This window comes from Catellatospora methionotrophica (assembly GCF_011297335.1).
GTDB lineage: Bacteria > Actinomycetota > Actinomycetes > Mycobacteriales > Micromonosporaceae > Catellatospora > Catellatospora methionotrophica.
The window spans coordinates 1,164,016-1,186,553 of the sequence record NZ_JAAOTJ010000001.1; the positions used below are offsets into that span (position 1 = coordinate 1,164,016).

Below are 22,538 nucleotides of genomic sequence, written 5' to 3' on the forward strand. Positions count from 1 at the left end.
CTCAGTGACCGTGTCCCACGCTCGCGGCGTCGCTGTCCGCTCTGGCCGGCAGCAGCAGCGCAGCGATGATCACGGCGATGGACAGGACCACGCCGATGATGAACGCCAGCCGCATGCCGTCCAGGCTGGCGGCCGTGGCGGCGACCCCTTCGGCCTTAAGCGCGTCGGCGCGCGCGCTCATCACGGTGACCACGAGTGCGGTGCCGAAAGCCGCCGCCACCTGCTGCAGTGTGCCGAGGATGGAGCTGCCGTGGGCGTAGAGGTGCGGCGGGACCGCGCCGAGGCCCAGGGTGAACACCGGCGTGAAGGTCGCCGCCAGCCCGACCATGAGCATCGCGTGCAGGCCGAGGATCTGCCAGTACGGCATGGTCATCGAGACCTGGGTGAAGCCGGCGAGCGCCAGCGAGATCGCGATCGCGCCGGGGATGACCAGGACCCGGCCGCCGAACCGGTCGAACAGGCGGCCCACGGTCGGACCGAGCAGGCCCATGGCCACGCTGCCCGGCATCACCAGCAGCCCGGCCTGTAGGGCGCTGAGGCCACGGATGTTCTGCAGGTACAGCGGCAGCAGGATCATCGAGCCGAGCATGGCCATGAACGCGACCGACATCAGGATCAGTGAGATCGTGTACGTCCGGTGCTTGAGGGTGCGCAGGTCCATCAGCGGCGACCCGAGCTTCTGCAGCGACACCTGGCGCAGTACGAACACGGCGATGGCGGCCAGCCCGGCCACCACGATCCCGGCGGCCAGGCCGACGCTGGCGTCCTGGAACCGGCTGAGCCCGTAGACCAGGCCGCCGAAGCCGAGGGCGGCCAGCACCACGCTGAACCAGTCGATGGTGCCCGCCTCGGGCTCGCCGATGTTCTCCAACTGCTTCATGCCACCCCAGGTGATCAGGGCGGCGATGGGCAGCACGACGGCGAACAGCAGCCGCCAGGACCCGAGGCTCAGGATCACTCCCGACAGCGCCGGGCCCATGGCGGGGGCGACCGAGATGGCCAGCGAGACGTTGCCCATGACCCTGCCCCGGTCGCGTTCGGGCACCACGTGCATCAGCGTGGTCATCAGCAGCGGCATCATCACCGCGGTGCCGGAGGCCTGGATGATGCGCGCGCCGAGCAGCACCTCGAAGCTCGGCGCGACGATGGCCAGCGTGGTGCCGAGCAGGAACAGACCCATGGCCGTGGTGTACGCGCCGCGGGTGGAGACCCGTTGCAGGAACCAGCCGGTTACCGGGATCACCGCTGCCATGGTCAGCATGAAGGCGGTCGACAGCCACTGCGCGGTCTGCTCGGTGATTCTCAACGCTTCCATCAGGTTCGGGATGGCGTTGATCATGATCGTCTCGTTGAGGATGACAACGAACGTGGCCAGCACCAGCAGCCGGATCACCGGCGGTGTGCGACCTGGGACCGCGGTCGCGGACGTGGCGGGTGAGTCGAGCAGCTGGCTGGGCACGGTACCTCGATCGGGTTGTCTGGGAGTCCTGCTGGCAGTCGTTGTCACACCAACCCTGACTGACGCCACCGACAAAACTCATCGCAGCGACCTACTCTGCGGCAAGTTCATCCAGAAATCATCCTGTTTTCACCACGGTGGATGAAGCCCGTCGACGAGCAGGGGCCGGCGGGTACGTCCGGCATCAGCGGTGAGCAGGCGGGCCGGGCCGCCGCGCGGCGGTGATCTGGCCGCACGTTCGCCCACAGCCGGGTAGCCCGGCCTGCACTACCGTGGACCACCATGGACTTCACCCCCGCCCTGCCCCGCTTCGACGTACGCGACCAGGTAGCCCTCGTCACCGGTGCCGCCCGGGGACTGGGCCGGGCCATCGCGCTGGCGCTGGCCGAGGCCGGTGCCCACGTGGCGCTCGGGCTGCGCGACGTGCACGCCGACGCGGGTGTCGCCGACGAGATCGCCGCACGGGGACGCCGCGCGCTGAAACTCCAGCTCGACGTCGCCCGCACCGAGCAGATCACCCCGGCGGTCGAGGCGACCGTACGCGAGTTCGGCCGCCTCGACATCCTCGTCAACAACGCCGGTATCGCCCCGGAGAGCCTTGCCGAACACGTCACCGAGGACGCCTTCGACGCGACTCTCGCCGTCAACCTGAAGGGCACCTTCTTCACCAGCCAGGCCGCCGGCCGCGTCATGATCGGGCAGGGACACGGCCGGATCGTGAACCTCGGCTCGCAGGCGGGCACGATCGCCCTGCCGGGCGAGTCCGTCTACTGCATGACGAAGGCGGCCATCGCGCACCTGACCAAGTGCCTCGCGGTGGAGTGGGGCCCGCACGGCATCACGGTCAACGCGGTCGCGCCGACGTTCGTGCGTACGCCGGGGACCTCGGCCGTGCTCGCCGACCAGGCGTTCCACGACGACGTGGTGGAACGGATCGCCGCCCTGCACCGGATCGGCGAGCCGATCGAGGTCGCGGGCGCGGTGGTGTTCCTCTGCTCCCCCGCCGCCTCGCTGATCACCGGCGAGACCCTGATGATCGACGGCGGGTGGACGGCACGCTGAGCCCGGACCCGGCCGCCGCGTGCGGGCACCCCGGATGTCGTGCCGGGGCACGCCCTGGCAGATGATGGACGGCGATGAGGCGGCCGACACTGTTCCTGACCGTGGGACTTCCCTGCACCGGGAAGACCACGGCTGCCCGGCGCATCGAGGCCGAGCAGAACGCGCTTCGCCTGACCAAGGACGAGTGGGTCAAGGCGCTCTACGGCGACGAGAATCCGGCGTCGGCCCAGGACGTGATCGAAGGACGGCTCATCCAGATCGGGCTGCGCGCCCTCGAACTGGGCAGCAACGTCGTGATCGACTACGGCCTCTGGAGCCGGGACGAGCGCTCCGCGCTACGCCAGGCGGCAGCGGACCGGGGCGCGGCGGTGGAACTGCGCTACTTCGAGGTCACCCCGGCCGAGCAGCGCAGGCGGCTCGATCAGCGCCAGGCCGAGGCCCCGCACACCACGTGGCCCATGTCCGACGAGGAACTCGCCGCGTGGGCCGCGTTCATCCAGATCCCGACCCCGGGCGAACGCGACGGCAGTGAACCCGTCGGCGATCCCCCGGCCGGATTCGCGACCTGGGACGCGTGGCGCACCCATCGCTGGCCGCCGTCGGTCTCGTGACAGGCTCCGCGCAGGGTGGTTCAGGCCAGGCCTCGACGACGCCTCCGATGCGACGAGGTCAGTGGCAGGTGCCGGTGCCCGTGTCAGTGAAACAGCGGGTGGTGCCACCTCGCCACCGTGCGGCGCGCCGACTCCTGCGGTGTTATCAGCTGGGCGAGGGTGGTCGCAGTCGCTTGCGCTCGACGATGCTGGTCGCGGTCACCACGCTCAGCGGCGGCACGTCCTTGGCGACCACCGCGCCCGCGCCGACCACCGAGCCGTGGCCGATCGTGACACCGGGGGTGATCGTGGCCGCGGCGCCGATCCACACGTCGTCGCCGATGACGATGGGCGCGTACGTGATGAAGCCGAAGCGCTCGTCGACCTCGACCGGGTGACCCGCCGTGCTCAGCGTGACCCCCGGCCCGATCAGCACGCGGTCGCCGATGGTGATGCCGCCGAAGTCCAGGAATTGACATCCTCTCCGCCCTAAAGGACGGAGATTCCCTCCACGCTGCGCGTGGAACACGCAACGTCCGGGTGGGTTACCGCTTCGCCGCGCGGTGCCGGAACGAGTCCCGGTCTTGCCTGCGCTCCACGGTCGTTGAAGTCCGCCTGCCCGGCGGCCTTGACGTTGATGGCGGCGTTGACGTCCCGGTCGTGGGCTGCTCCGCAAGGGCAGTCCCACGCTCGGATATCCAGCGCCATATTCTCGTTGATCCGACCACACGCCGAGCACATCCGGGTGGATGGAAAGAACCGGTCCACCCTGGCGAAGGTGCGCCCGTACCGGGCGGCCTTGTACTCCAACATGCCCGTGAACGACGCCCATCCGGCGTCGTGCACAGATTTCGCCAGCCGGGTCCGGCCGAGACCGACCACGCACAGATCCTCGACGTACACCGCTTGGTTTTCGCGGATGATCCGTGTCGAGAGTTTGTGCTGCCAGTCCCGGCGGGTGTCTGCCACCCGGGCGTGCGCCCTGGCGACCTTCACGACGGCCTTCTTCCGGTTCTGACTGCCCCGTTGCTTGCGGGACAGGTCTTGCTGGAGCCGTTTGAGCTTGCGGGCCGCCCGGCGCAGGAACTTCGGCGCGGCCACCTTCGTGCCGTCGGACATGACCGCGAAGTGGGTCAGGCCCAGGTCGATACCGACCTCGGAGTCCGCTTCGGGCAGCGTCTCGTCCTCGGCCGTCTGCACGACGAACGAGGCGAAATATCGGCCTGCCGCATCCTTGATGATCGCCACGGACGACGGGTCCGCCGGCAGGGTCCGCGACCAGCGGACGTCCAGGTCGCCGATCTTCGGCAGGCGCAGGCGGCCGTTGTCCAGGACCCTGAACCGGGAGTTCTTCGTGAACCGGATGGCTTGGCGGTTGTCCTTGCGGGACCGGAACCGGGGCGGGGCCACCTTGCGGCCCTTGCGCTTGCCGGTGAGCGAGGCGAAGAAGTTGCGGTAGGCGGTGTTCAGGTCCGCCAGTGCCTGCTGCAACACCACGCTGGATACCTCGCCCAGCCATGCCCGTTCCTCGGTCGCCTTGGCCTCGGTGATCAGCCGCCGGGACAGCTCGCCGTCCGAGAGGTACTTCTCACCCGCCTCCCGCGCTTGCTGGCGTAGGTGCAGCCCGTCGTTGAACACCACCCGGGCGCACCCGAACGACCGGGACAGCGCCTCGCGCTGCGCAGTGTCCGGGTACACCCGGTAGTTGTAACGGAGCTGCACGAGAAGCACTGTACCATGTTGGTTTATGGCTGATCTCGAAGACATCCGCACTGGCAGACACTGTGTTTTTGCTCTGCACGCCCACTTGGTCTTCGTGACCAAATTCCGGCACAGGGTGTTCAGTGACCGGCACCTCGCCCGGATGGAAGAGATCATGCGGGCGGTCTGCGCGGACTTCGAGACCGAACTGGTCGAGTTCAACGGCGAGAACAACCACGTCCACCTGCTCGTCAACTTCCCGCCCAAGGTCGCCCTGGCGAAGCTGGTCAACAGCCTCAAAGGCGTCTCGTCGCGGCGGATGCGCCAGGAGTTCCCCGACCTGGTCCGGCACTACTACCGGGCAAACAAACTCTGGTCGGGTTCCTACTTCGCGGGCTCCGTGGGCGGGGCGCCGCTGAGTGTCGTGCGTCAGTACATCGAGCAGCAGAACCGCCCGGTTTAAGGCACTGCTCGGGCCTGACGGCCCTCCCAGCGCAGGCCTTCACCCCCGCCCTGAAGGGCGGAGCACTGGCCCGCAACCCGGTAGCACCCCTGATTGATGAACACCCGCTCGCCGAACGTGGCCCCGAGCCCGTAGTCGCAGTAGAACGGCGGCAGGATCGACAGCGAGCCGGGAACGGGCCCACCGAAGATCTCGGCTAGCACCGTCCCGCGCGCGTCCAGGTCGTCGAACGGCAGCGTGTTCAGCCGAGCGGTCAGACCCATGACGACCTGTGCACGCCGGGCGAAGGCTCGCGATTGCGGCGTGCCCGTCGGCAGGCGTTGCTCGTTGCGCACCCGGCGATTCTGCCAGTGCGGCCACGTCTCAGGCAGAGCCGCCTCCACGTGCGGCCCCGCCACCGGAGTGATCATCCTCACCCGGAACGGCACCACGCACGGCGGACATCCGCCCGCGGCAGCACCGGACTTGACTTCTACTGGACGTAGAAGGAAAGTTTAGGCGACCCTAATTTAGGGCAGCCTCCCCTACCTATGGGCAGCGCTGCCGCATCACGATACCGACCGGCCACACCCCGGCCAGCAGACCACGAGGTGTCCCATGCCGAACGTCTTCCTGCCCACCTTCCTCATCGGGTTACGGGAAGGCCTGGAGGCGACCCTGGTCGTCACCATCCTGGTGGCGTTCCTGGTCAAGTCCGAGCGTCGGGACCGGCTGCGGTTCGTATGGCTCGGCGTCGCCGTCGCGGCGGCACTGTCGGTCGGCTTCGCGGCGGTGCTGCAGTACACCAGCGCGCACCTGGAGTTCGAGCGACAGGAACTGTTCGAGGCGGTCACCTCGATCCTGGCCGTCGTCTTCGTCACCTGGATGATCTTCTGGATGCGCCGCGCGGCCCGGTCGATCTCCGGTGAACTGCGCGCCAAGCTCGACGCCGCCATCGCCCTGGGCCCGCTCGCCGTGGTGGTCACCGCGTTCCTCGCCGTCGCCCGCGAAGGCCTGGAGACCTCGCTGATCTTCTTCGCGACCGTGCAGGGCGCGACCTCGACCTGGTCGGTGGCGGCGATCGTCGGCGGCATCGCGACCTCGGTCCTGCTCGGCTTCCTGATGTACCGCAGCGCGCTGCGGATCAACCTGACAAAGTTCTTCACCTGGACCGGGGTGCTGCTGGTCCTGGTCGCGGCCGGCATCCTCAAGTACGGCGTGCACGACCTGCTCGAAGCGGGGGTGCTGCCCGGCCTGAACACGATCGCGTTCGACATCTCGGCGGTGCTGCCGCCGACGACCTGGTACGCCGAACTGCTGCGCGGGATGTTCAACTTCACGCCCGCGCCGACCGTGCTGGAGACGATCGCCTGGGTCGCGTACGCCGTGCCGGTCCTCGTGCTCTTCCTGCTGCCGCACCGGCCGACCCGGCCGGGCGCCCCCGTCTCGCCCACACCCGTCGCCGAGCCGGCCGCCAGCGTCGGCGACCGCTGAACCACCCCCGAAAACACCGATCCCCTATAGGAGTCACCCATGCGCAAGCTCTCCGTGCTGACGGCGACCGCCGTGCTCGGTCTGGGCATGTCGGCCTGCACCACCGACCCGGAGCCGGCCGCCACTGGCGACACCACCGGCCCGATCGCGGTCAAGGCGTCCGACACCGCGTGCGAGGTCGGCCGCGCCGAGACCGCCGCGGGCACCGTGACGTTCACGATCGCCAACGGCGGCGCGAAGGTGACCGAGTTCTACGTGTACGCCGCCGGTGACCGGGTGATGGGCGAGGTCGAGAACATCGCGCCCGGCCTGACCCGGGAGCTGAAGGTCGAGCTGACCTCCGGCACGTACGAGACGGCCTGCAAGCCGGGCATGATCGGCAAGGGCATCCGGGGCGCGTTCAAGGTCACCGGGTCGGCCGCGCCGCTGACCGCCGACGCCAAGCTCGCCGAGGCGACGGCGAACTACCAGCGCTACATCCAGAGCCAGACGGCGGCGCTGCTGCCCAAGACCGAGGAGTTCGTGAACGCGGTCAAGGCCGGCGACGCCGAGAAGGCCAAGGCGCTGTTCCCGATCGCGCGCACCTACTGGGAGCGCATCGAGCCCGTCGCCGAGATCTTCGGCGACCTGGACCCGAAGATCGACGGCCGCGCCGAGGTCATCGAGGAGGGCATGGCCTTCACCGGCTTCCACCGCCTGGAGCAGGACCTGTGGGAGAAGAAGGACATCTCCAAGTCCGGGCCGATCGCCGACCAGCTGCTGGTCGACGTCAAGGAGATCGTGGCCAAGGCCAACGCGGAGAAGCTGTCGCCGCTGCAGCTGGCCAACGGCGCCAAGGAGCTGCTGGACGAGGTCGCCTCCGGGAAGATCACCGGCGAGGAGGACCGCTACTCCCACACCGACCTGTGGGACTTCGCCGCCAACGTCGAGGGTTCGAAGGCGTCCGTGCAGGCGCTGCGCCCGACCCTGGAGGAGCGCGCCCCGGAGCTGGTCACCGCGCTGGACACCGCGTTCGCCAACGTGGAGACCGCGCTGGGCAAGCACCGCGCCGGTGACGGCTGGAAGCTGCACAACCAGCTCAGCCAGGCCGAGCTGAAGGAGCTCAGCGACGTCATCAACGCCCTCGCCGAGCCGATCAGCAAGGTCGCGGCCGTCGTCGCCAAGTGACACCGGGTCCGGCGGCCGGTGGTGCGCACACCACCGGCCGCCGGACCACTCCCCTGGAGGTAGCACCATGGTTTCCCGCAGAACGGCCCTGACCACGGCCGGAATCGGTATCGCAGGCGCCGCCGGGGCCGTCGCGGTGGGGTCGGCCTTCGTCGGCGGCACGCCCACCCCGGCCTCGGCGTCGCCGGCCGCGCCGGTGGCGTTCTTCGGCGAGCACCAGGCCGGGATCGTCACCCCCGCGCAGGACCGGCTGCACTTCGCCGCGTTCGACGTGATCACCAAGGACCGGGCCAAGCTGGTCGAGATGCTGCGCGAGTGGACCGCCGCCGCCGCCCGGATGACCGCCGGCCGCGACGCCGGACTGCTCGGCGCGGTCGGCGGCCAGGCCGAGGCCCCACCCGACGACACCGGCGAGGCCCTGGGCCTGCCCGCCTCCGGGCTGACCCTGACCATCGGCTTCGGCCGCAGCCTGTTCCGCGACGCGGCCGGCCTCGACCGGTTCGGCATCGCCGACCGGATCCCGGCCGCCCTGGAGCCCCTGCCGCACTTTCCCGGCGACGCGCTGCGCCCCGAGATCAGCGACGGCGACCTGTGCGTCCAGGCCTGCGCCAACGATCCCCAGGTCGCCGTACACGCGATCCGCAACCTGGCCCGGATCGGCTTCGGCACCGTGTCGATCCGCTACTCGCAGCTCGGCTTCGGCCGCACCTCCAGCACCTCACGCGACCAGGCCACCGCCCGCAACCTGATGGGCTTCAAGGACGGCACCCGCAACCTCAAGCTGGAGGACACCGACCTGCTGCGCGAGCAGCTGTGGGCCCGCGCCGAGGACGGCGCGGCGTGGATGGCCGGCGGCAGCTACCTGGTGACCCGCCGCATCCGGATGACCGTCGAGACCTGGGACCGGACCTCGCTGGCCGAGCAGGAGGCGATCTTCGGCCGGGACAAGGGCGAGGGCGCGCCACTGGGCCAGGCCAAGGAGTTCGACGAGCCCGACTTCAACGCCCGGGGTGACGACGGTGAGCCGGTGATCGCCAAGCAGGCCCACATCCGCCTCGCGCATCCGGACTTCAACAACGGCGCGCACCTGCTGCGCCGCGGCTACAACTTCGTCGACGGCTCCGACGGGCTGGGCCGCCTGGACGCCGGGCTGTTCTTCATCGCCTACCAGCGCGACCCGCGAAAGCAGTTCGTGCCCGTGCAGCGCAGCCTGGCCCGCGCCGACGTGCTCAACGAGTACATCCGGCACGTGTCCAGCGGCCTGTGGGCCTGCCCGCCCGGGGTCACCGGCGACGGCGACCACTGGGGCCGCACCCTGTTCAGCTGAGCCCGTCAGGCCCCCCGCCGGTGTCACGTGGCAGACTCGACCGCGCAGATCCGGCGGGAGGCCCTCATGTTCGACCATTTCCTGTGGTCCGTCATCGTCGCACCCGTCCTGGTCAGCATCACGGTGCGGTTGCTGGCCGACCGTCTGCCGCCGGGCCGGGCGGCCCGCGTCGTGGCCTGGTCGGCCGCCGCCACGGCCGCTGCCAGCATCGCCAACCTGACGTTGTTCACGCTGAAGGCCGTCGCGCAGCTGCCGGTGGTCGGCGCGCTCTTCCACTGGTCGGCGGGCATCGTCTACGCGGACACCGCCGACGTCGCGTGGGCGCCGACGCTCAGCGCGGTGCTGCTGGCCACCTCCGTCATCCCGGCGGTGCTCAAGGCGCGCCGGCACCGTCGTGTCCTGGCCGAAGCCCGCCGCTACAGCGACGGCACCGCGACGGTGCTGACGATCCCCGACGAGCGCCCGCAGGCGTTCGCGGTGCCAGGACGGCCGGGCCGCATCGTCGTCACCACCGGCATGCGCGCCCACCTCGACGACCTCCAGCTCGACGCCGTCATCGCGCACGAGCGGGCGCACCTGGACCACAACCACCACCGGCTGGTCGCGATGGCCGACATCGCCTCGGCCGCGCACCCGGCGCTGTGGTGGGTCGCCCGCCATGTCGGCTACCTGGTCGAGCGTGCCGCGGACGAGCAGGCCGCCCAGGCCGTCGGCAGCCGCCGGACCGTCGCGCAGGCGATCGGGCGGGCCGCGCTGGGCGCGGCGGCGGCCCCCGGACTCGGCTTGTACGCGGCGGGGCGGGGCGGCGCGGTTCCCCAGCGGGTGGCGAGCCTGCTGGCCCCGCCGCGCTCGGCGACCGCACCCTGGTATCTGGTGCCCGCGCTGCTCGCCCTGTCCTCGCTGGTCTGGACCGCTGAGGCGGCGTACGACCTCGGCGAACTGCTCGTCAAAGCCAGCGGAGCGCAGTGACCGTGCCGCACCGGCGCGGGCGTCCACGTTGTCCGGACCTGGTGCGGGCCGACGCGGGCAGTGGCCGGGCGGGCCCGCCGCAGCGATAGAGTCGGTCTTGATGAGCACTATCCGACCAGACGGCGCCGACTCCGGCCGCCGCCGCTCCGGCCAGCTGGAGTCGCAGATCGTCACGGTGCTGACCGATGCCGGTCTGGCGCTGACACCCGGTGAGGTGCGCGACCGGCTGGCTCCGGAGGCCGACCTCTCCTACAGCACGGTCGTGACCATCCTCGGCCGGCTGCACATCAAGGGCGCGGTGATCCGCGAGCGCGACGGGCGGGCATACCGGTATGCCGCGGTCCGCGACGCCGCCGGGCTGGTCGCCGAACGCATGACCCGCCTGCTGTCCGCCGAGAGCGATCGCACGTCGGTGCTGCGCCGCTTCCTGGGCAGCCTCGACGCCGGGGACGAGCGGATCCTGCGCGACCTGCTGCGCGACGAAGCCGAATAGTTTCCACCAGCGCGGACACCGGACGTCCCGAGCCTCTGTTAACTTCTACACTTTGTAGAAGCTGGTGGAGGCGGCCTGTGGCACTGTCACTGGAGGACGTGCTGCTCATCATGCTGCACGCCCGCCCCACCACCGCCTTCGACCTGCACGCCCGCCACCAGCAGACCTTCGGCCACCAGGGCGCGGTGGGGCTCGGCCGGGTGCTGGCGGCGGTCAACCGGCTGCGGCGCACCGGCCACCTGGTCGAAGACCGCGCCGCTGCGGCGTCCACGCGGACGGCCAACCGGACCCTGCTCACGCTGACCGAAGCCGGACGCCGACGCCAGCGGACGCGCCTGGTCACCGTCGAGCCGGCCGCGACGCCCGACGAGATCGTCGCGCAGGGCCTGCTCGCCCTGGAGGCCGCCGAGCCGGCCGACTTCGACGAGTTCACCCATCGCGCCCTGGCCCTGCTGCGCCTGCGGCAGGGCGAACGCGCGGCCGTGCCGCCATCGGCCATCGAAGCCGCGCGGGTCTCGTTCGACCAGGAGGTGCTGCGGGCGCTGGTGGTATGGCTGCACCAGCTGCCCGCCCAGCGCACCGCCCTGCAGCGCCACCCGGCGTGACCGGCGGGTCTCGGTCCACATTGGCCGCTTGCCCGGTGCGCCGACAATGACGGCGTGGACGAGCTGAAGCAGATCGGCGCCTGGGCGATCGTCATCGCCCTGCTGGGCATGGCCGTCGTGTTCGCCGCCCAGGACGCCCGCAGGGAAAGGGCGCAGCGCCGCTCGACCGTCGGCGGCAGGGAGATCCGGTACGGGCCGCCCGGCAGCTACCACCCTCGGTCGTCGCTGTGGTTCGGGCTGCTGTGGATGTGGATCGGCGGCAGCGCCGCACTCGCGAGCGTGGTGGTGCTGTCCACGATGCCGTCCGTGCCACCGGCCGCCGTGCTGATCGCCGCCGGTGTCAGCGCGCTCTCGCTGCTGGTCGGCGGGTGGCTGCTGATCGGCTACCTCCGCACCGACGTGGTCGAGGGCACGGTGCTGGAACGGCGGATCCTCATCACCGGCGAGGAGCGCACCCGCGGCTACTGGATCGCCGTCGACGACGGCAGCACGCCCGTCGGCGGCACCGCCGTCAGCGCCGCCGACTACACGCGGGTCACGCCCGGTGCCCTGGTGCGGCTACGGCTGACCGCCCGGGGGCGGCAGGTCAGATCGCTGGAGGTGCTGCGCCTGCCCGCGTCGGCCAACGCCGCGCAGGCCCACACCCCACCGGCCGACCTGCTGGTCACACCGGTGCAGGCGGCCAGAGCGCTGGGTTGCCCGGTCGAATGGGTGCCCGCCGCACCGGACGTGCCCGGCACCCGCGTCTACCTCTACGTCCCACCGGGCGCGCAGGTCGCCGACGGCACGGCGTGGGCTCCGTCGCTGCGCGTCGCCGAAGCGTCCGACGCCGACGCCACCAACGCGCTGGCCCGGCGGCTGACCGCCGACAGCCCGAAGAGGTGGCACCACGGCGACCCGAGCATCTGCCGGCGCGGCATGAGCTACCTGCTCACCTGGGGCGCGGGCGGGCTGCTGATCGAAGGCCGAGTCGACGTCAACGAGACCAGCGGGCTTAGCCGTCTGGTGTACGCCCTCAAAGCGCCGAAACCGCCGCGCCCACAGCCCTGACGCCGCATAGCCGCCGACGTCACTGAAACCCGCTGGCCGAGCCCGCCCGGCCGATGCGATGATCGACATGTGGGCCGCTAGCTCAAATGGGAGAGCATTCGACTGGTCAGTGCGTCCGTTCTCCGCGTATGCGGCCATGGAGGCACTTCCTTCTCCTTTTTGGATCGAAGGGTTCGGGGTTCGAGTCCCCGGCGGCCCACCTTCCCCCGCGGCCGAGGGCCGCGACCGCCGCAGCCGACCGGAACGGAGCACAGGTGCTCGAGAAGCTGATCATCCAGAAGACCCTGCGCGTGCCTGCCAGCACCGGCGCGGCCGGCGACGGCAGCGCGGTGGCCCGGCAGCTGGACGCGGCCCTGCTCGACGCCGGGTTCTCCGCGTCGCGCCCGCTGCTGGAGCACATCGGCGCCCTGGCCCCGGCACCGGCGATGGACCTCGCCGCCACCGCCGTCGCCGCGGTACGCGAACTGGTCGGCGACCACGTGCGGCACAACGCCTACTTCATCGGCTTCCCCGACGGTGTCCCGGACACCCTCACGTTCTGGACCGACCGGCTGCGCGAGGCCGTGCTCACCGGCGGCGGCACCGCCACCGACGAGCAGCTGCGCGACGCCCTCGCCACGGGCGGGGTCAACCTGCTCGACCTGCCCTCGTATGGGACCTACCAGCACACCTACGACGAGCTGCTGGCCGTGCACGACGCACTGGTCGCCACGGCCGGTGACCGGGTGACCCTGCTGGCGCTCGGCGACACCGCCGACGTGGAGGCCGAACGGCTCTACCTGGCCATGGCCGGCAGCACGACGCCGCACGGCGAGGCGGACCTGGCGATCCTCAGCGAGCTGGCGGTCGCCTGCGCGGACGGCGCGCAGCCCGCCGCGATCCCGGTCCGGGAGAACCGTGCCGTGCTCAACGGCATCCGGCTCGTCCTCGGGCGGCCGCTGATCGGTGTCGACACGACGACCGACGTGCTCCGCCTGGCCTGCCAGGTATCCGGCGGGGACACCTCGCTGGCCACCGCCACGCGGTTTCGCGCCTTCCGCCGCCCCGAGCGGCGGATGCTGCTGTCCGCCCTGGACCGGGTCGTCGGCGCGCATCCGGACAAGCTCGGTGACGTCGCGCGCCATGCCGAACGGTGGAAGCGGCTCGGCGAGCGGCTGCACCCGCACGAGTACGGTCAGTGGCCGCACGCCCAGTCCGTGTTCGCGGTCGCGCGCGGCGAGCAGCGGGTCGGCAACCTCGCCGGGCGCGCCGAGGCCGCGATCCGCGCCGGGAATGTCGGCTTGGCGGCGTCGGTGCTGTCGGCCGCGCCGGGCCTGCTGCTGCGGTCAGCTGACCGGCTGCTGCGCCTGGCCCCGGCCGCGGAGCGGGCCGCCGTGCTCGACGCGGTCACCGCGGCGCTGGGTACGGCGTCGGGCCGGGTGCTGCTGTCGCTGCGCGAGCACGTCGACAACCGGCTGACGCCCGCGTCGGCCCGGCTGTACGTGAACCGGTCGCGGCGCGCCTGGACCGGCCCCGACGAGCGTGCGCCGCTGCCCGCCGACCTGGTGGGCGAGCTGTCGGCCCGGCTCGACGCCGCGATCGGCGCCCGGCTGCCGGAACTGCCGGGTCCGCTGCTGGTGGACCCGGAGGTGCTCGACGTCGCGCTGCCGCTGTCGGGAAAGGCGTCCGAGAGCGGGTTCGCGGTGCTGCCGCGCGGCTCGCGGGCATCGGTGTCCGGCGAGCTGCTGCGCTTCTTCGCGTACTGGCGTCAGGCCCGCGTCCGCACCGACTACGACCTGTCGATGCTGCTGCTCGACGAGCAGTTCCACACCGCGGGCCAGGTGTCCTGGACGAACTACCACCACGACGGCGTCGTGCACTCCGGCGACGTCACCGAGGCCGCCGACGGCGCGACCGAGTTCATCGACGTGCCCCTGACGGTCGGCGGCCACTACGTGGTTCCGCAGGTCTACGTCTACGCGGGCGAGTCGTTCGACGAGGTGGCCGAGTCGATGTTCGGGTACCAGACCCGGGCGCTGGACCAGCGGGGCGCGCCCTTCGACGCGCGGACCGTACGGGCGCGTTCGGTGCTGCGCGGCCGGGGCCGGATCGCGCTGCCGATGGTGTTCAGCAGGAACGAGCACGGCTGGCAGGCGCTGTGGCTGCACCTGTACCTGCCGGGCACGCCGTCGTTCAACCGGGTGGAGGGCAACGCGTTCAGCACCGCCGAGCAGGTCCGGGCGCTGGTCGAGCGCCGCTACCTCACCGTGTCGTACCTGGTGGACCGGTGGCGGGAGCGGGCCGAGGTGACGATGTGGGACGGCCGGCTGCCCGACGGGCCCGTGACGTACCTCGGCATCACGGCGCCCGACGGGCTGCCGGACGGATCCCAGGTGTATACACTGGACCGGCTCGGTGAGCTGATCCCCGAGTAAGCGGCGACAGCCGAGGCTATGCAGGCGCTTCCTTCTTTTCCGTTCAAATCGGGAACTCCGCGCGAGCGGAGATCTGGCATCCAGCGCCCGCGCTCTCCTCGGCTTCGCCCGCTCCGTCCCCGGCTGCCCGTCACCCGCAGTTGGGGAAGCGCGCGCCGACGAGGTTGCAGTTCGTGCCCGGCACCCGCGTGCCGAACTGGTTGAAGAACCGCAGGTTCCAGGTCGTGCCGGTGTCGCGCAGCACGCCGTAGCCGAACTCGCTCCTCGTGACGAGGTCGCCGATCGCGACGCCGTCGACCGGCTTGCCGACCAGGTCGCTGTCCTGCCACGTCTTCGGGTCCAGCTCGGTGCCCGACGCGCCCACCGTCACCACGGGCGGGCGGTGGAACTGGGTGCTCGTGTCGAAGGTGAGCATCTGGTACAGGTGGATGTGCCCGGCCAGCACCAGGTCGATCCGCCGGTCGAGGATGCCCAGGCTCGTCGCCGCCACGGCACTGGACAGGATCTCGTCGATCCACACCGGATTGCCGGCCGGGGTCTGCCCGCGTACGGCCCAGATGGGCGTGTGGCTGAGCAGGAAGTTCTCCCCCGCCTGCACGAGGCTGCTGTTCACCTCGTTGAACTGTGCCGTGTACCGCGCGGGACGCTGCGCCTGGGCACACGACGGCGGCACCGACTCGTCGGAGGCGCAGGAGGTGTCCATGAGCAGCAGGTCCAGGGTGCCCGCCGCGACGCGTACCGGCGGGCTGAAGTCCTGCGGGTTCGGCCCGCCGCACGCGGTGGTGCTCGGCGTGGTCGCCAGGTAGCGGAACCACACCTCGCCGGAACGGCCGCAGGTCTCGTGGTTGCCGCGGACGAACACGAACGGCGCCTGCGCCAGCAGGCGTGCCGCGGGCTGGAAGAAGTCGGCGACCAGGCAGCCCCACGTGTGCATGCTCGGGCTCGTGCCCGGTCCGCCGCACAGCGGCGACGGCGTCGGGCCGGGGCGGGACCGGTAGATGTAGTCGCCCAGGTGCACGACGAGGTTCGGCGGCACGGGGTTGGCCGCGGCGCTGTTCGCGACGCGCCGGAACGGCCAGTCCTGCGGCTGCGGGGTGCACGCCTGCGGGGTGCCCGCCGCCGGGATCCGGCAGCCGGTGTCGCCGATCAGCGCGATGTTCGCGGGCCGCCGCGTGGCCGAGCCGGGCTGGGTCCAGTTCGGCAGCGGCACCGCGCCACCCGCGTCGGGGCGCACCGGGACCGGGCTGGTCGCCACGTCGATGCGGGCCGCGGTGGCGGTGCCGGCGACCCGCCGGGTGCAGACCGTGGCGGTGGTCGGGTAGAGCGCCACCGTGCTCTCGAGGACCATCTGGTGGCGTACCACCTGGGTGCCGGTGGTGACCACCAGGATCGGGCAGGTGGCCGCGGGCGTGGCGACCCTGACCTGGGTGCCGCCCGGGATCAGCTGGGTCCAGGCCCAGGCCTCCTGCGGCGGCGCGGACGGCGGCGGAGACGTCGGCGGCGGAGTCGGGCCGTAGCCGCCGCCGTCACCGCGGCCGCCGGACCGGCCCTCGGGTTCGGCGGCCGGGTCCGGCGCGAACGTCGCGGAGGTGAGCACCGCCGCGAGCAGCAGTCCTGCTACGAACCCCGCCCGCGCGACATACCGACGTTCCACCATGGCCCCCTTGCGGTCCGGCTACCGCTTGACGTGCTGCGATGTTGGAGCCTCAAGGTCGATTCGCCCCGTTACGACACTAGTTGACCTTTTGGGCGATTTAGCGCTTTATGGGGAAGCAACGCGGTCAGACCTCCTGGCCGAACAGTGCCGCGATCCGGCGCTGCCAGGCCGGCATGAACCGTGGCGGGTGCGCCGACGAGTGATCGCCGCCGTGGTTCCGCGAAGCCTGAGCCGCGATGCCACGCCGCTGGGCACGGCCGTGATGCGCCGCTCCCTGGTGTCCGGTGGGCCGCTCGACGTGCGCGGACACCCCGGGAACGCGGTGCGTCGCCCGGTGCAGCAGGCCGCGGAGCGAACTCTCGTACGCCATGTCGATCTTCCTCTCTATCGGCGATAGAGACGACCCTAGCACTGATAGAGTATCGGCGGGAGGTGCTACGTTGGCGCTTGATCGACAGCGGATCGTCACCGAGGCCGTCGCCCTGCTGGACGCCGAGGGTCTCGACGGCGTGACCACCCGCAAACTCGCCGCGCGGCTCGGCGTGCAGTCGCCGACGCTGTACTGGCACCTGCCCAACAAGGCGGCCCTGGTCACCGCGATCGCCGACGCGATCCTCGACCGCGAGTTCGGCGACATGTCACCGCCCGAGCCGGATCAACCCTGGCAGGACTGGCTGCGTCAGCTCGCCGGACGGCTGCGCCGCGCGCTGCTCGCCCACCCCGACGGTGCCCGGGTCGTCTCCGCCTCGCAGCTGTCCGCCACCATGGCGGCGATCTCCGAACTGGCCATGAGCACCCTGGTCACGCGCGGCATCCCGCTGCGGCACGCCCGCGTGATCGTCCTGACCGTCGAGCGCTTCACCGTCGGCCACGTCCTGGAGGAGCAGGCCCCCCGCCCAAACCCGGAAGGGCTGAAAGACTTCGACATGGCCGCCTTCACGCGACGGCACCCGACGGTGGTCGCCGCGATCACCGACTACTTCGGCCCCGGCCGGACGGTGGACGACCTGTTCCACGACTGCCTGGAGGTGGTCATCGCGGGTGCCGCAGCCAAGGCCGGAGCCACCGGCTGACCGGTCACCCGCTGCGCTGAACGCCGGTCCGGCCACGGCGACTGCCCGGCGCGGCAGCCGGTCATTCGAACGGGCGCATCAGCACGAGCAGACCCACCGGCAGGCCGACCACCACGAACATCAGCGGGAACGACCATCCCGTCAGCTCCGACAGGCCGAACGCCCCGAGCACGCTCACGCCGAGGAACACCACGACGGGCAGGAGGTAGTCCAGCAGCGCGTCGGCGAAGTAGCGCAGCGCGACACCGAGACAGATGAACGCGAGCGCGACGAGAAACAGCTCCACCGCGCCCTCCGCGCCGACAGACCAGCAGGTCGAGATCAAGATAGCGGCAGCCGCGGCGATGAGCCATGGTGTATCGCCTCACCGACACACGGCACGGCCGGGCCGCCCGGCTCCCGGTCCGGGCCGGTCAGGGAGCCCGCCACCGCTGCCGTGGACACACCCTGACCAGCGCCGATCCGGGTCCGGTGGCGACCGGGCAGCACCACTGGCACGCACGCGGCCCTACCGTCGAGTCCGGTACCCCGCCCTCGGAGAGGACTGATCATGGACTCGACCGCAGATCCGGAACTCGGCGCGGCGCAGCGGCGGTTCTCCTACGACACCCGCCGCGCGGGGCTCTACCTGCTGGGCAACGTGGCAGTCCCGCTCGTCGCCCTGGGTGTGATCGCCGCCGTGCTGGCACTGCTGCAGTCCAGGCGCGACGAGCCCATCGGCGTCACGATGGGTGACGCGCTGCCGATGGGCATGTGCTTGTTCATGACCGCGTCGCTGGGATACTTCTTCTGGGGTGTGCGCAAACTCGGCCCGCACAGGTACGAGTTCTTCACCGTGTACGAGCGCGGACTGGTCGTGTCGCTGGACTTCGGCCTGATGTCGGGGCATCCCGGCTATCCGCGCTGGGCCGTGGTCCCGTGGGCCGACGTGCTGCGGATCGAGGAGCGGCGGCGCACCTCCCCGCTGGCCCGGTGGCTACTGCCGCCGACGCACTGCCACCGCGTCACGCTCGTGCTGCGCGACGGCGCGCGGGTGACGTTCACCGGCATCGTCACCCAGGCTGCGGAGCTGACGTCCCTCATCCGTGCCCGCACCGGACTGGTCGCGCCGCCCACCAGTGTGAGGTAGCACGGTCGCACCGGAACGGGCCGGTCAGGCGCATTCCGGTGCGACCGTGTGGATCGCGCCGCCCCTACCCCAGGTAGCAGCTGCCCAGGACGATCTGCTGGGTCACGATGCCCAGCAGGCCCAGCACCTCCACGCGCACGGCGTTCTGCACCAGGCGTCCGCCCGGTCCGGTGGTGCTCTCGTTCAGGTGGATCGTGGCGACGCCCGCGATGCCGATCGTGGCCGGTCCGGCGCTGATCGGGGTGCCGTTGATGGTGCCGACCACCTGCGACGAGCGGGTGTTGCCGCTGCTGGAACCGGTGCAGGTGCTGGTGATGGCGCTGAGCTGCACCGCCCCGCCGAGCAGCGTCGCCCCGTCCACCGATGAGCGCGCCGTGGTGGTGCCGCCGGCCGCCGTGCAGCTGGCGTTCAGCACACCCGTCGTCACCAGCGGCAGGTTGACCGGGACCTGGGTCTTGGTCGCGCCGGGCGGGCAGACCGCCTCCGGCGTACGGGCAATCTTGACCAGGCCGGTGGCCTCCAGGGCGAACGCTCCCCCGGGCCCGTTGACCACGACGGTGTGGCAGTCGGCGACCGAGCCCGGCCCGCCACCGTCGGCGCCGTCGGCCCGTACGCAGAGCCGGTGCGTCCCGACACCCAGCGCGGGCGTGTTGACGCTGTAGGAGACGTTGACCGGCCCGTTCTGGGGCAGGTCCGGGGTGATGGCCGCGTTGCCGATCGGGGTGAACGAGCCGCCGTCGACCTGCAACGACAGGGTGTCGAGGCTGGACGCGATGACGCCGGGCAGGATCGCCGGCAGCGAGCCGACGTCGGTGACCTGCACGCAGTGCCCGCCCGGGACGGTCGCGGCGGTGATCTGCTCCAGGCTGCCCTCGTTGTTGGGCCCGGCGTTGGCGCAGTCCGCGCCGCTGCCGACGGCGAAGGTGTAGATGTCGATGTCGTCGGGGATGCCCGCCAGCGGCACGGTGATGCTGCCGCCGCCCACCGCGAAGCCGTCCGACATGAACACTACGATCTTGCGGGCACGGGTGGACGCCTGGGCGACCACGCGGGCCTTGGCGATCGCGTCGGCGAAGTTGGTCTGGCCACCGCCGACGTTCTTGTTGGTGAACGTGGCGACCCCGTTGATGAAGGTCGACGACACGACCTCCTCGATGTCGCGTACGCCGTTGGCGTTGCCGTCGGTCGACGGGCCGGTCAGCAACTGGTCGCCGGGGGCGGGCTGCACGTCGGCGGTGGCCGCGGTGACACCGAACGCGACCAGGCCGACGTCGCCGATGGTGCCGCTCTGCGCCTGGGCGTTGAGGGCCAGCCCGGCGGCGATCTCGCACTGCAGGATGTTGCCGCAGCTGGGCGCGCCGTTGTTGGCGGTGCTGCTGGAGGCGTCGAGCACGTAGATGAGCGACGTGTCGGCGACCGGGGCGCCGGTGCCCACCGACGCCGTGCCGGTGACGGTGACCGGTCCGGGCGCGACGGCCGCACCGTCGGCCGGGCCGGTGATGGTCACGGCGATGCTGGTGCCGCCGGGCAGGTTGCCGTCGGTGGCGAATGCGGGTGTCGCGACCAGAGCCGAGGCCGCTACGAGTGCGGTGAGCACACGCTTCAAGGCACACCTCCACGAATACGAATGAATGCGAACCTCGATGCTAGGTAGCCCGACTCCCCCTCGAAGTGGCACACATGAGACACCGCCAGCCATCGATGATCTGTTATGGCCCAGCGCGCGACAACAACGTCGTTCCATTCCGGACGTACCCCGAACGAGGGAGGCCGCGTTCGCCCCAACGGGTGATCGACTCTGACGGCGGGACGGGACCGCCAGGGCAACGCGTCGGCGGCTGAGCGACCGGCGGCCTCAGTCGAGGTTGACGACGACCTTGCCCTTGGCGTGGCCCTCGCCGAGGTGGCGCAGCGCCTGCGGCACCTCGTCCAACCGGTACCGGCTGTCGATGACCGTGACGATCTTGTCCTGCCGGCACAGCTCCACGATCGGAGCCAGGTGCTCGACGCCCATCCGCACCGCCAGCACCCGGACCTTCTTGCCCGTCCGGCGGCCGGTCAATGCCCCGCCCACCAGCACCCGCAGCAGCGTGCCCAGCGAACCGCCGACGCAGAAGTAGCGCCCGCCGGGCGCCAGCGCGCGGTGGTACGCGCGCACTGAGCGGTAGGCGGCGAGGTCGAGGATCAGGTCGTAGGTGCGGCCGTTGCGGGTGAAGTCCTCGCGGGTGTAGTCGATGGTGTGGTCGGCGCCCAGCGCCCGCATCGACTGCTGCTTCTCGCCGTTGTCGACGCCGGTCACCTCGGCGCCGTGCAGCTTGGCGAGCTGGATCGCGTACATGCCCGAGCCGCCGCCGGCACCGTTGATCAGCACCCGCTGCCCGGCCCGGACCTGCCCCTTCTCCACGATGCCCTGCAGGGCGATGACCCCGGCCTGGGGCAGCGCCGCGGCCTGCTCGTAGGTCATCGCTTCGGGCATGCGGGCCAGCACCTTCTCCGGCACGCAGACGTACTCGGCGAAGCCGCCGAGGTAGGTGAGGATGTCGGCGTAGACGTCGTCGCCCGGCTGGAACAGGGTCGCGCCGGGACCCGTCGCGACCACCTGACCGGCGATGTCGGACCCGAGCACGTGGCGTCGCGGCCGGCGCAGCCCGCCGAGGCGCGAGTACAGCGGACTGCCGGTCAGACCCTCCCAATCGGACAGGTTCAGCGACACCGAGCGCACCTTGACCAGCACCTCGCCACCCTGCGGCACCGGTGTCGGCACCTCGGTCAGCCGCAGCTCGTCGGGGGTTCCGTACCGGGTGTAGACGACGGCCTTCATGCACGCTCCCGCGCCGAGGGTGAATACGACGTTGCGCGGTCACAGTAGCCATCGGCGCGAAACAGACGCTCGTCAATAGCCTCGGTCGGTGCAGACCTTCCAGCCGGAGTCCTCCTCCACCATGGGCAGTGCGACCTGCTCCAGGTGGCTGTCCGAGTAGCGCAGTTCCACCTCGACGCTGTAGCCGACCGGGCCCTCGGACGGGCGGGACACCCGGCCCGCGATCACCCGGTATCCGGTGACGTGCGGTTCCATGTTGCGGTCGGCCCGCCACCGCTCCAGCGGCACCTGGTCGCGGCGGTGTTCGCACAGCAGCTCGTAGCCCTTGGCCCGGTCCCCGGCGATGAGCGCGTCGAGGTAGGCGGCGGCCGGTGGGGGCAACTCCTGCACGGTGCGCCGGTCGGCGATGAACGAGTAGACGAAGTAGGTGGGCGTGGCCAGACAGATGGCGAGCACCGCCACGATGGCGAACCAGGGCATCTTGCGGGGTGGCGGCTTCTCGCTCACAGGCGGAGCGTAGAGCCGCCGGGCAAGTGTGCCACGAGCCGCCGAGGCGTCGCCGCACGTCGATCCGGTCGATCCCGACGGCCGCCCGGTAGCTTCTTCACCGGCGCTCCAGCCAAGTGACATCGCATCCCGACCCGGAGGTCGCTCGTGCCGAAGAAGATCATCACAGCGGAGGGGGCCGCGCCGCCCGGTGGGCCGTACTCGCACGCCGTGGTCGCCGGAGACCACGTGTTCCTTTCCGGGGCGTGTCCCGTGCGGCCGGACGGCACCTGGGTGGCCGGCTCCTTCGCCGAGCAGGCCAGGGCCGCCTTCGCGAACCTGGCCGAGGTCGCCCGCGCCGCCGGAGGCGACCTGAGCCAGGCCGTGCGGGTAGGCGTCTACCTGCGCGACTTCGCGGACTTCCCGGAGATGAACGAGATCTACGTGGAGTTCTTCGGCACCGAGAACCTTCCGGCCCGCACCACGGTCCCCGTAGCCCTCCAGGGTTTCGACATCGAGGTGGACGCGGTCCTTTACCTCGGCTGACGATCGCGGTCCGCGCCGTCCGGGCCGGAAACGGACGGCGCGGGCCGGGCGTG

At 71.2% G+C, this 22,538-nt stretch carries 24 protein-coding genes and 1 tRNA gene; 15 read left to right on the forward strand and 10 right to left on the reverse strand.

Going from position 1 to position 22,538, the window contains the following annotated elements:
- Position 1 precedes the first annotated feature (1 nt).
- Positions 2-1,459 (reverse strand): MDR family MFS transporter, encoded by a 1,458-nt coding sequence (locus HAV40_RS05020; RefSeq protein WP_239086344.1) that lies wholly within the window; start codon positions 1,457-1,459, stop codon positions 2-4.
- 282 nt (positions 1,460-1,741) lie between these two features.
- Here HAV40_RS05020 and HAV40_RS05025 point away from each other — a divergent pair, with 282 nt between their 5' ends.
- Both HAV40_RS05025 and HAV40_RS05030 read left to right on the forward strand, forming a co-directional pair.
- Positions 1,742-2,521, forward strand: coding sequence for an SDR family NAD(P)-dependent oxidoreductase (locus tag HAV40_RS05025; protein WP_166379410.1), 780 nt, complete (start codon positions 1,742-1,744; stop codon positions 2,519-2,521).
- 74 nt (positions 2,522-2,595) lie between these two features.
- Positions 2,596-3,132, forward strand: coding sequence for a P-loop nucleotide/nucleoside kinase family protein (locus HAV40_RS05030; RefSeq protein ID WP_166379412.1), 537 nt, complete (start codon positions 2,596-2,598; stop codon positions 3,130-3,132).
- 145 nt (positions 3,133-3,277) lie between these two features.
- On the opposite strand, the gene HAV40_RS38320 is transcribed toward HAV40_RS05030, so the two are convergent.
- Both HAV40_RS38320 and HAV40_RS38325 read right to left on the reverse strand, forming a co-directional pair.
- Entirely contained in the window at positions 3,278-3,547 is a 270-nt protein-coding gene (locus HAV40_RS38320; RefSeq protein ID WP_275413484.1) for a DapH/DapD/GlmU-related protein, read from the reverse strand.
- A gap of 53 nt (positions 3,548-3,600) precedes the next feature.
- Entirely contained in the window at positions 3,601-4,842 is a 1,242-nt protein-coding gene (locus tag HAV40_RS38325) for an RNA-guided endonuclease InsQ/TnpB family protein (RefSeq protein ID WP_239086345.1), read from the reverse strand.
- A gap of 16 nt (positions 4,843-4,858) precedes the next feature.
- On the opposite strand from HAV40_RS38325, the gene tnpA reads away from it, so the two are divergent.
- On the forward strand, positions 4,859-5,275 hold the full coding sequence (tnpA, locus tag HAV40_RS05040) for an IS200/IS605 family transposase (RefSeq protein WP_166379414.1): 417 nt from the start codon (positions 4,859-4,861) through the stop codon (positions 5,273-5,275).
- Here the strand turns inward: tnpA and HAV40_RS05045 are convergent.
- Positions 5,272-5,610, reverse strand: a complete 339-nt coding sequence (locus HAV40_RS05045) for an LbetaH domain-containing protein (protein WP_166379416.1) — start codon at positions 5,608-5,610, stop codon at positions 5,272-5,274. The two genes, tnpA and HAV40_RS05045, sit on opposite strands and share 4 nt — an antisense overlap.
- Before the next feature lie 262 nt (positions 5,611-5,872).
- Here HAV40_RS05045 and efeU point away from each other — a divergent pair, with 262 nt between their 5' ends.
- From efeU to HAV40_RS05090, 9 genes are all read left to right on the forward strand, one after another.
- Positions 5,873-6,748 (forward strand): iron uptake transporter permease EfeU, encoded by an 876-nt coding sequence (gene efeU / locus HAV40_RS05050; protein ID WP_166379418.1) that lies wholly within the window; start codon positions 5,873-5,875, stop codon positions 6,746-6,748.
- Positions 6,749-6,787: 39 nt separating this feature from the next.
- Complete coding sequence (gene efeO / locus HAV40_RS05055; RefSeq protein WP_166379420.1) at positions 6,788-7,915, forward strand: iron uptake system protein EfeO; 1,128 nt, start codon at positions 6,788-6,790, stop codon at positions 7,913-7,915.
- 67 nt (positions 7,916-7,982) lie between these two features.
- A complete protein-coding gene (efeB, locus tag HAV40_RS05060; RefSeq protein WP_166379422.1) occupies positions 7,983-9,242 on the forward strand; it encodes an iron uptake transporter deferrochelatase/peroxidase subunit in 1,260 nt (419 codons plus the stop codon).
- A gap of 66 nt (positions 9,243-9,308) precedes the next feature.
- A complete protein-coding gene (locus tag HAV40_RS05065) occupies positions 9,309-10,211 on the forward strand; it encodes a M56 family metallopeptidase (RefSeq protein WP_166379424.1) in 903 nt (300 codons plus the stop codon).
- A gap of 100 nt (positions 10,212-10,311) precedes the next feature.
- On the forward strand, positions 10,312-10,704 hold the full coding sequence (locus tag HAV40_RS05070; protein WP_166379426.1) for a BlaI/MecI/CopY family transcriptional regulator: 393 nt from the start codon (positions 10,312-10,314) through the stop codon (positions 10,702-10,704).
- Positions 10,705-10,781: 77 nt separating this feature from the next.
- Positions 10,782-11,309 carry a hypothetical protein gene (locus HAV40_RS05075; RefSeq protein ID WP_166379428.1) on the forward strand — a complete coding sequence of 176 codons (528 nt, stop codon included), beginning with the start codon at positions 10,782-10,784 and terminating at the stop codon, positions 11,307-11,309.
- A 54-nt stretch (positions 11,310-11,363) separates the two neighbouring features.
- Positions 11,364-12,359, forward strand: a complete 996-nt coding sequence (locus HAV40_RS05080; protein ID WP_166379430.1) for a hypothetical protein — start codon at positions 11,364-11,366, stop codon at positions 12,357-12,359.
- A gap of 71 nt (positions 12,360-12,430) precedes the next feature.
- Positions 12,431-12,558 (forward strand) — tRNA-OTHER (locus tag HAV40_RS05085).
- Positions 12,559-12,613: 55 nt separating this feature from the next.
- Positions 12,614-14,773, forward strand: coding sequence for a TerD family protein (locus HAV40_RS05090; RefSeq protein ID WP_166379432.1), 2,160 nt, complete (start codon positions 12,614-12,616; stop codon positions 14,771-14,773).
- Between the two features lie 130 nt (positions 14,774-14,903).
- On the opposite strand, the gene HAV40_RS05095 is transcribed toward HAV40_RS05090, so the two are convergent.
- Together HAV40_RS05095 and HAV40_RS05100 are read right to left on the reverse strand one after the other, a co-directional pair.
- The gene (locus tag HAV40_RS05095) at positions 14,904-16,427 is read right to left on the reverse strand and encodes a metallophosphoesterase family protein (protein WP_166379434.1); all 1,524 of its coding nucleotides are present in this window, start codon (positions 16,425-16,427) and stop codon (positions 14,904-14,906) included.
- A 127-nt stretch (positions 16,428-16,554) separates the two neighbouring features.
- Positions 16,555-16,800: a hypothetical protein gene (locus HAV40_RS05100; protein ID WP_166379436.1), complete on the reverse strand. Its 246-nt coding sequence runs from the start codon at positions 16,798-16,800 to the stop codon at positions 16,555-16,557.
- 70 nt (positions 16,801-16,870) lie between these two features.
- On the opposite strand from HAV40_RS05100, the gene HAV40_RS05105 reads away from it, so the two are divergent.
- Entirely contained in the window at positions 16,871-17,503 is a 633-nt protein-coding gene (locus tag HAV40_RS05105; protein ID WP_166379438.1) for a TetR/AcrR family transcriptional regulator C-terminal domain-containing protein, read from the forward strand.
- Positions 17,504-17,564: 61 nt separating this feature from the next.
- Here HAV40_RS05105 and HAV40_RS05110 read toward each other — a convergent pair whose 3' ends face one another.
- Positions 17,565-17,789 (reverse strand): hypothetical protein, encoded by a 225-nt coding sequence (locus tag HAV40_RS05110; RefSeq protein ID WP_166379440.1) that lies wholly within the window; start codon positions 17,787-17,789, stop codon positions 17,565-17,567.
- Between the two features lie 264 nt (positions 17,790-18,053).
- Between HAV40_RS05110 and HAV40_RS05115 the strand changes: the two genes are divergently transcribed.
- A complete protein-coding gene (locus HAV40_RS05115; protein WP_166379442.1) occupies positions 18,054-18,632 on the forward strand; it encodes a hypothetical protein in 579 nt (192 codons plus the stop codon).
- 64 nt (positions 18,633-18,696) lie between these two features.
- Here the strand turns inward: HAV40_RS05115 and HAV40_RS05120 are convergent, their stop codons facing one another.
- From HAV40_RS05120 to HAV40_RS05130, 3 genes are all read right to left on the reverse strand, one after another.
- Complete coding sequence (locus HAV40_RS05120) at positions 18,697-20,229, reverse strand: vWA domain-containing protein (protein WP_239086368.1); 1,533 nt, start codon at positions 20,227-20,229, stop codon at positions 18,697-18,699.
- 258 nt (positions 20,230-20,487) lie between these two features.
- Positions 20,488-21,453 carry an NAD(P)-dependent alcohol dehydrogenase gene (locus HAV40_RS05125; protein ID WP_166379446.1) on the reverse strand — a complete coding sequence of 322 codons (966 nt, stop codon included), beginning with the start codon at positions 21,451-21,453 and terminating at the stop codon, positions 20,488-20,490.
- Positions 21,454-21,525: 72 nt separating this feature from the next.
- Positions 21,526-21,960: a hypothetical protein gene (locus tag HAV40_RS05130; RefSeq protein WP_166379448.1), complete on the reverse strand. Its 435-nt coding sequence runs from the start codon at positions 21,958-21,960 to the stop codon at positions 21,526-21,528.
- Positions 21,961-22,107: 147 nt separating this feature from the next.
- On the opposite strand from HAV40_RS05130, the gene HAV40_RS05135 reads away from it, so the two are divergent.
- Positions 22,108-22,485: a RidA family protein gene (locus HAV40_RS05135; RefSeq protein ID WP_166379450.1), complete on the forward strand. Its 378-nt coding sequence runs from the start codon at positions 22,108-22,110 to the stop codon at positions 22,483-22,485.
- Positions 22,486-22,538: the final 53 nt, after the last annotated feature.

Excerpts from the sequence above, each read along its gene's own strand:
- HAV40_RS05025 (WP_166379410.1), top strand. The coding sequence starts at position 1,742 with ATGGACTTCACCCCCGCCCTGCCCCGCTTCGACGTACGCGACCAGGTA.
- HAV40_RS05030 (WP_166379412.1), top strand. The coding sequence starts at position 2,596 with ATGAGGCGGCCGACACTGTTCCTGACCGTGGGACTTCCCTGCACCGGG.
- tnpA (WP_166379414.1), top strand. The coding sequence starts at position 4,859 with ATGGCTGATCTCGAAGACATCCGCACTGGCAGACACTGTGTTTTTGCT.
- efeU (WP_166379418.1), top strand. The coding sequence starts at position 5,873 with ATGCCGAACGTCTTCCTGCCCACCTTCCTCATCGGGTTACGGGAAGGC.
- efeO (WP_166379420.1), top strand. The coding sequence starts at position 6,788 with ATGCGCAAGCTCTCCGTGCTGACGGCGACCGCCGTGCTCGGTCTGGGC.
- efeB (WP_166379422.1), top strand. The coding sequence starts at position 7,983 with ATGGTTTCCCGCAGAACGGCCCTGACCACGGCCGGAATCGGTATCGCA.
- HAV40_RS05065 (WP_166379424.1), top strand. The coding sequence starts at position 9,309 with ATGTTCGACCATTTCCTGTGGTCCGTCATCGTCGCACCCGTCCTGGTC.
- HAV40_RS05070 (WP_166379426.1), top strand. The coding sequence starts at position 10,312 with ATGAGCACTATCCGACCAGACGGCGCCGACTCCGGCCGCCGCCGCTCC.
- HAV40_RS05100 (WP_166379436.1), bottom strand. The coding sequence starts at position 16,800 with ATGGCGTACGAGAGTTCGCTCCGCGGCCTGCTGCACCGGGCGACGCAC.
- HAV40_RS05115 (WP_166379442.1), top strand. The coding sequence starts at position 18,054 with ATGGACTCGACCGCAGATCCGGAACTCGGCGCGGCGCAGCGGCGGTTC.
- HAV40_RS05125 (WP_166379446.1), bottom strand. The coding sequence starts at position 21,453 with ATGAAGGCCGTCGTCTACACCCGGTACGGAACCCCCGACGAGCTGCGG.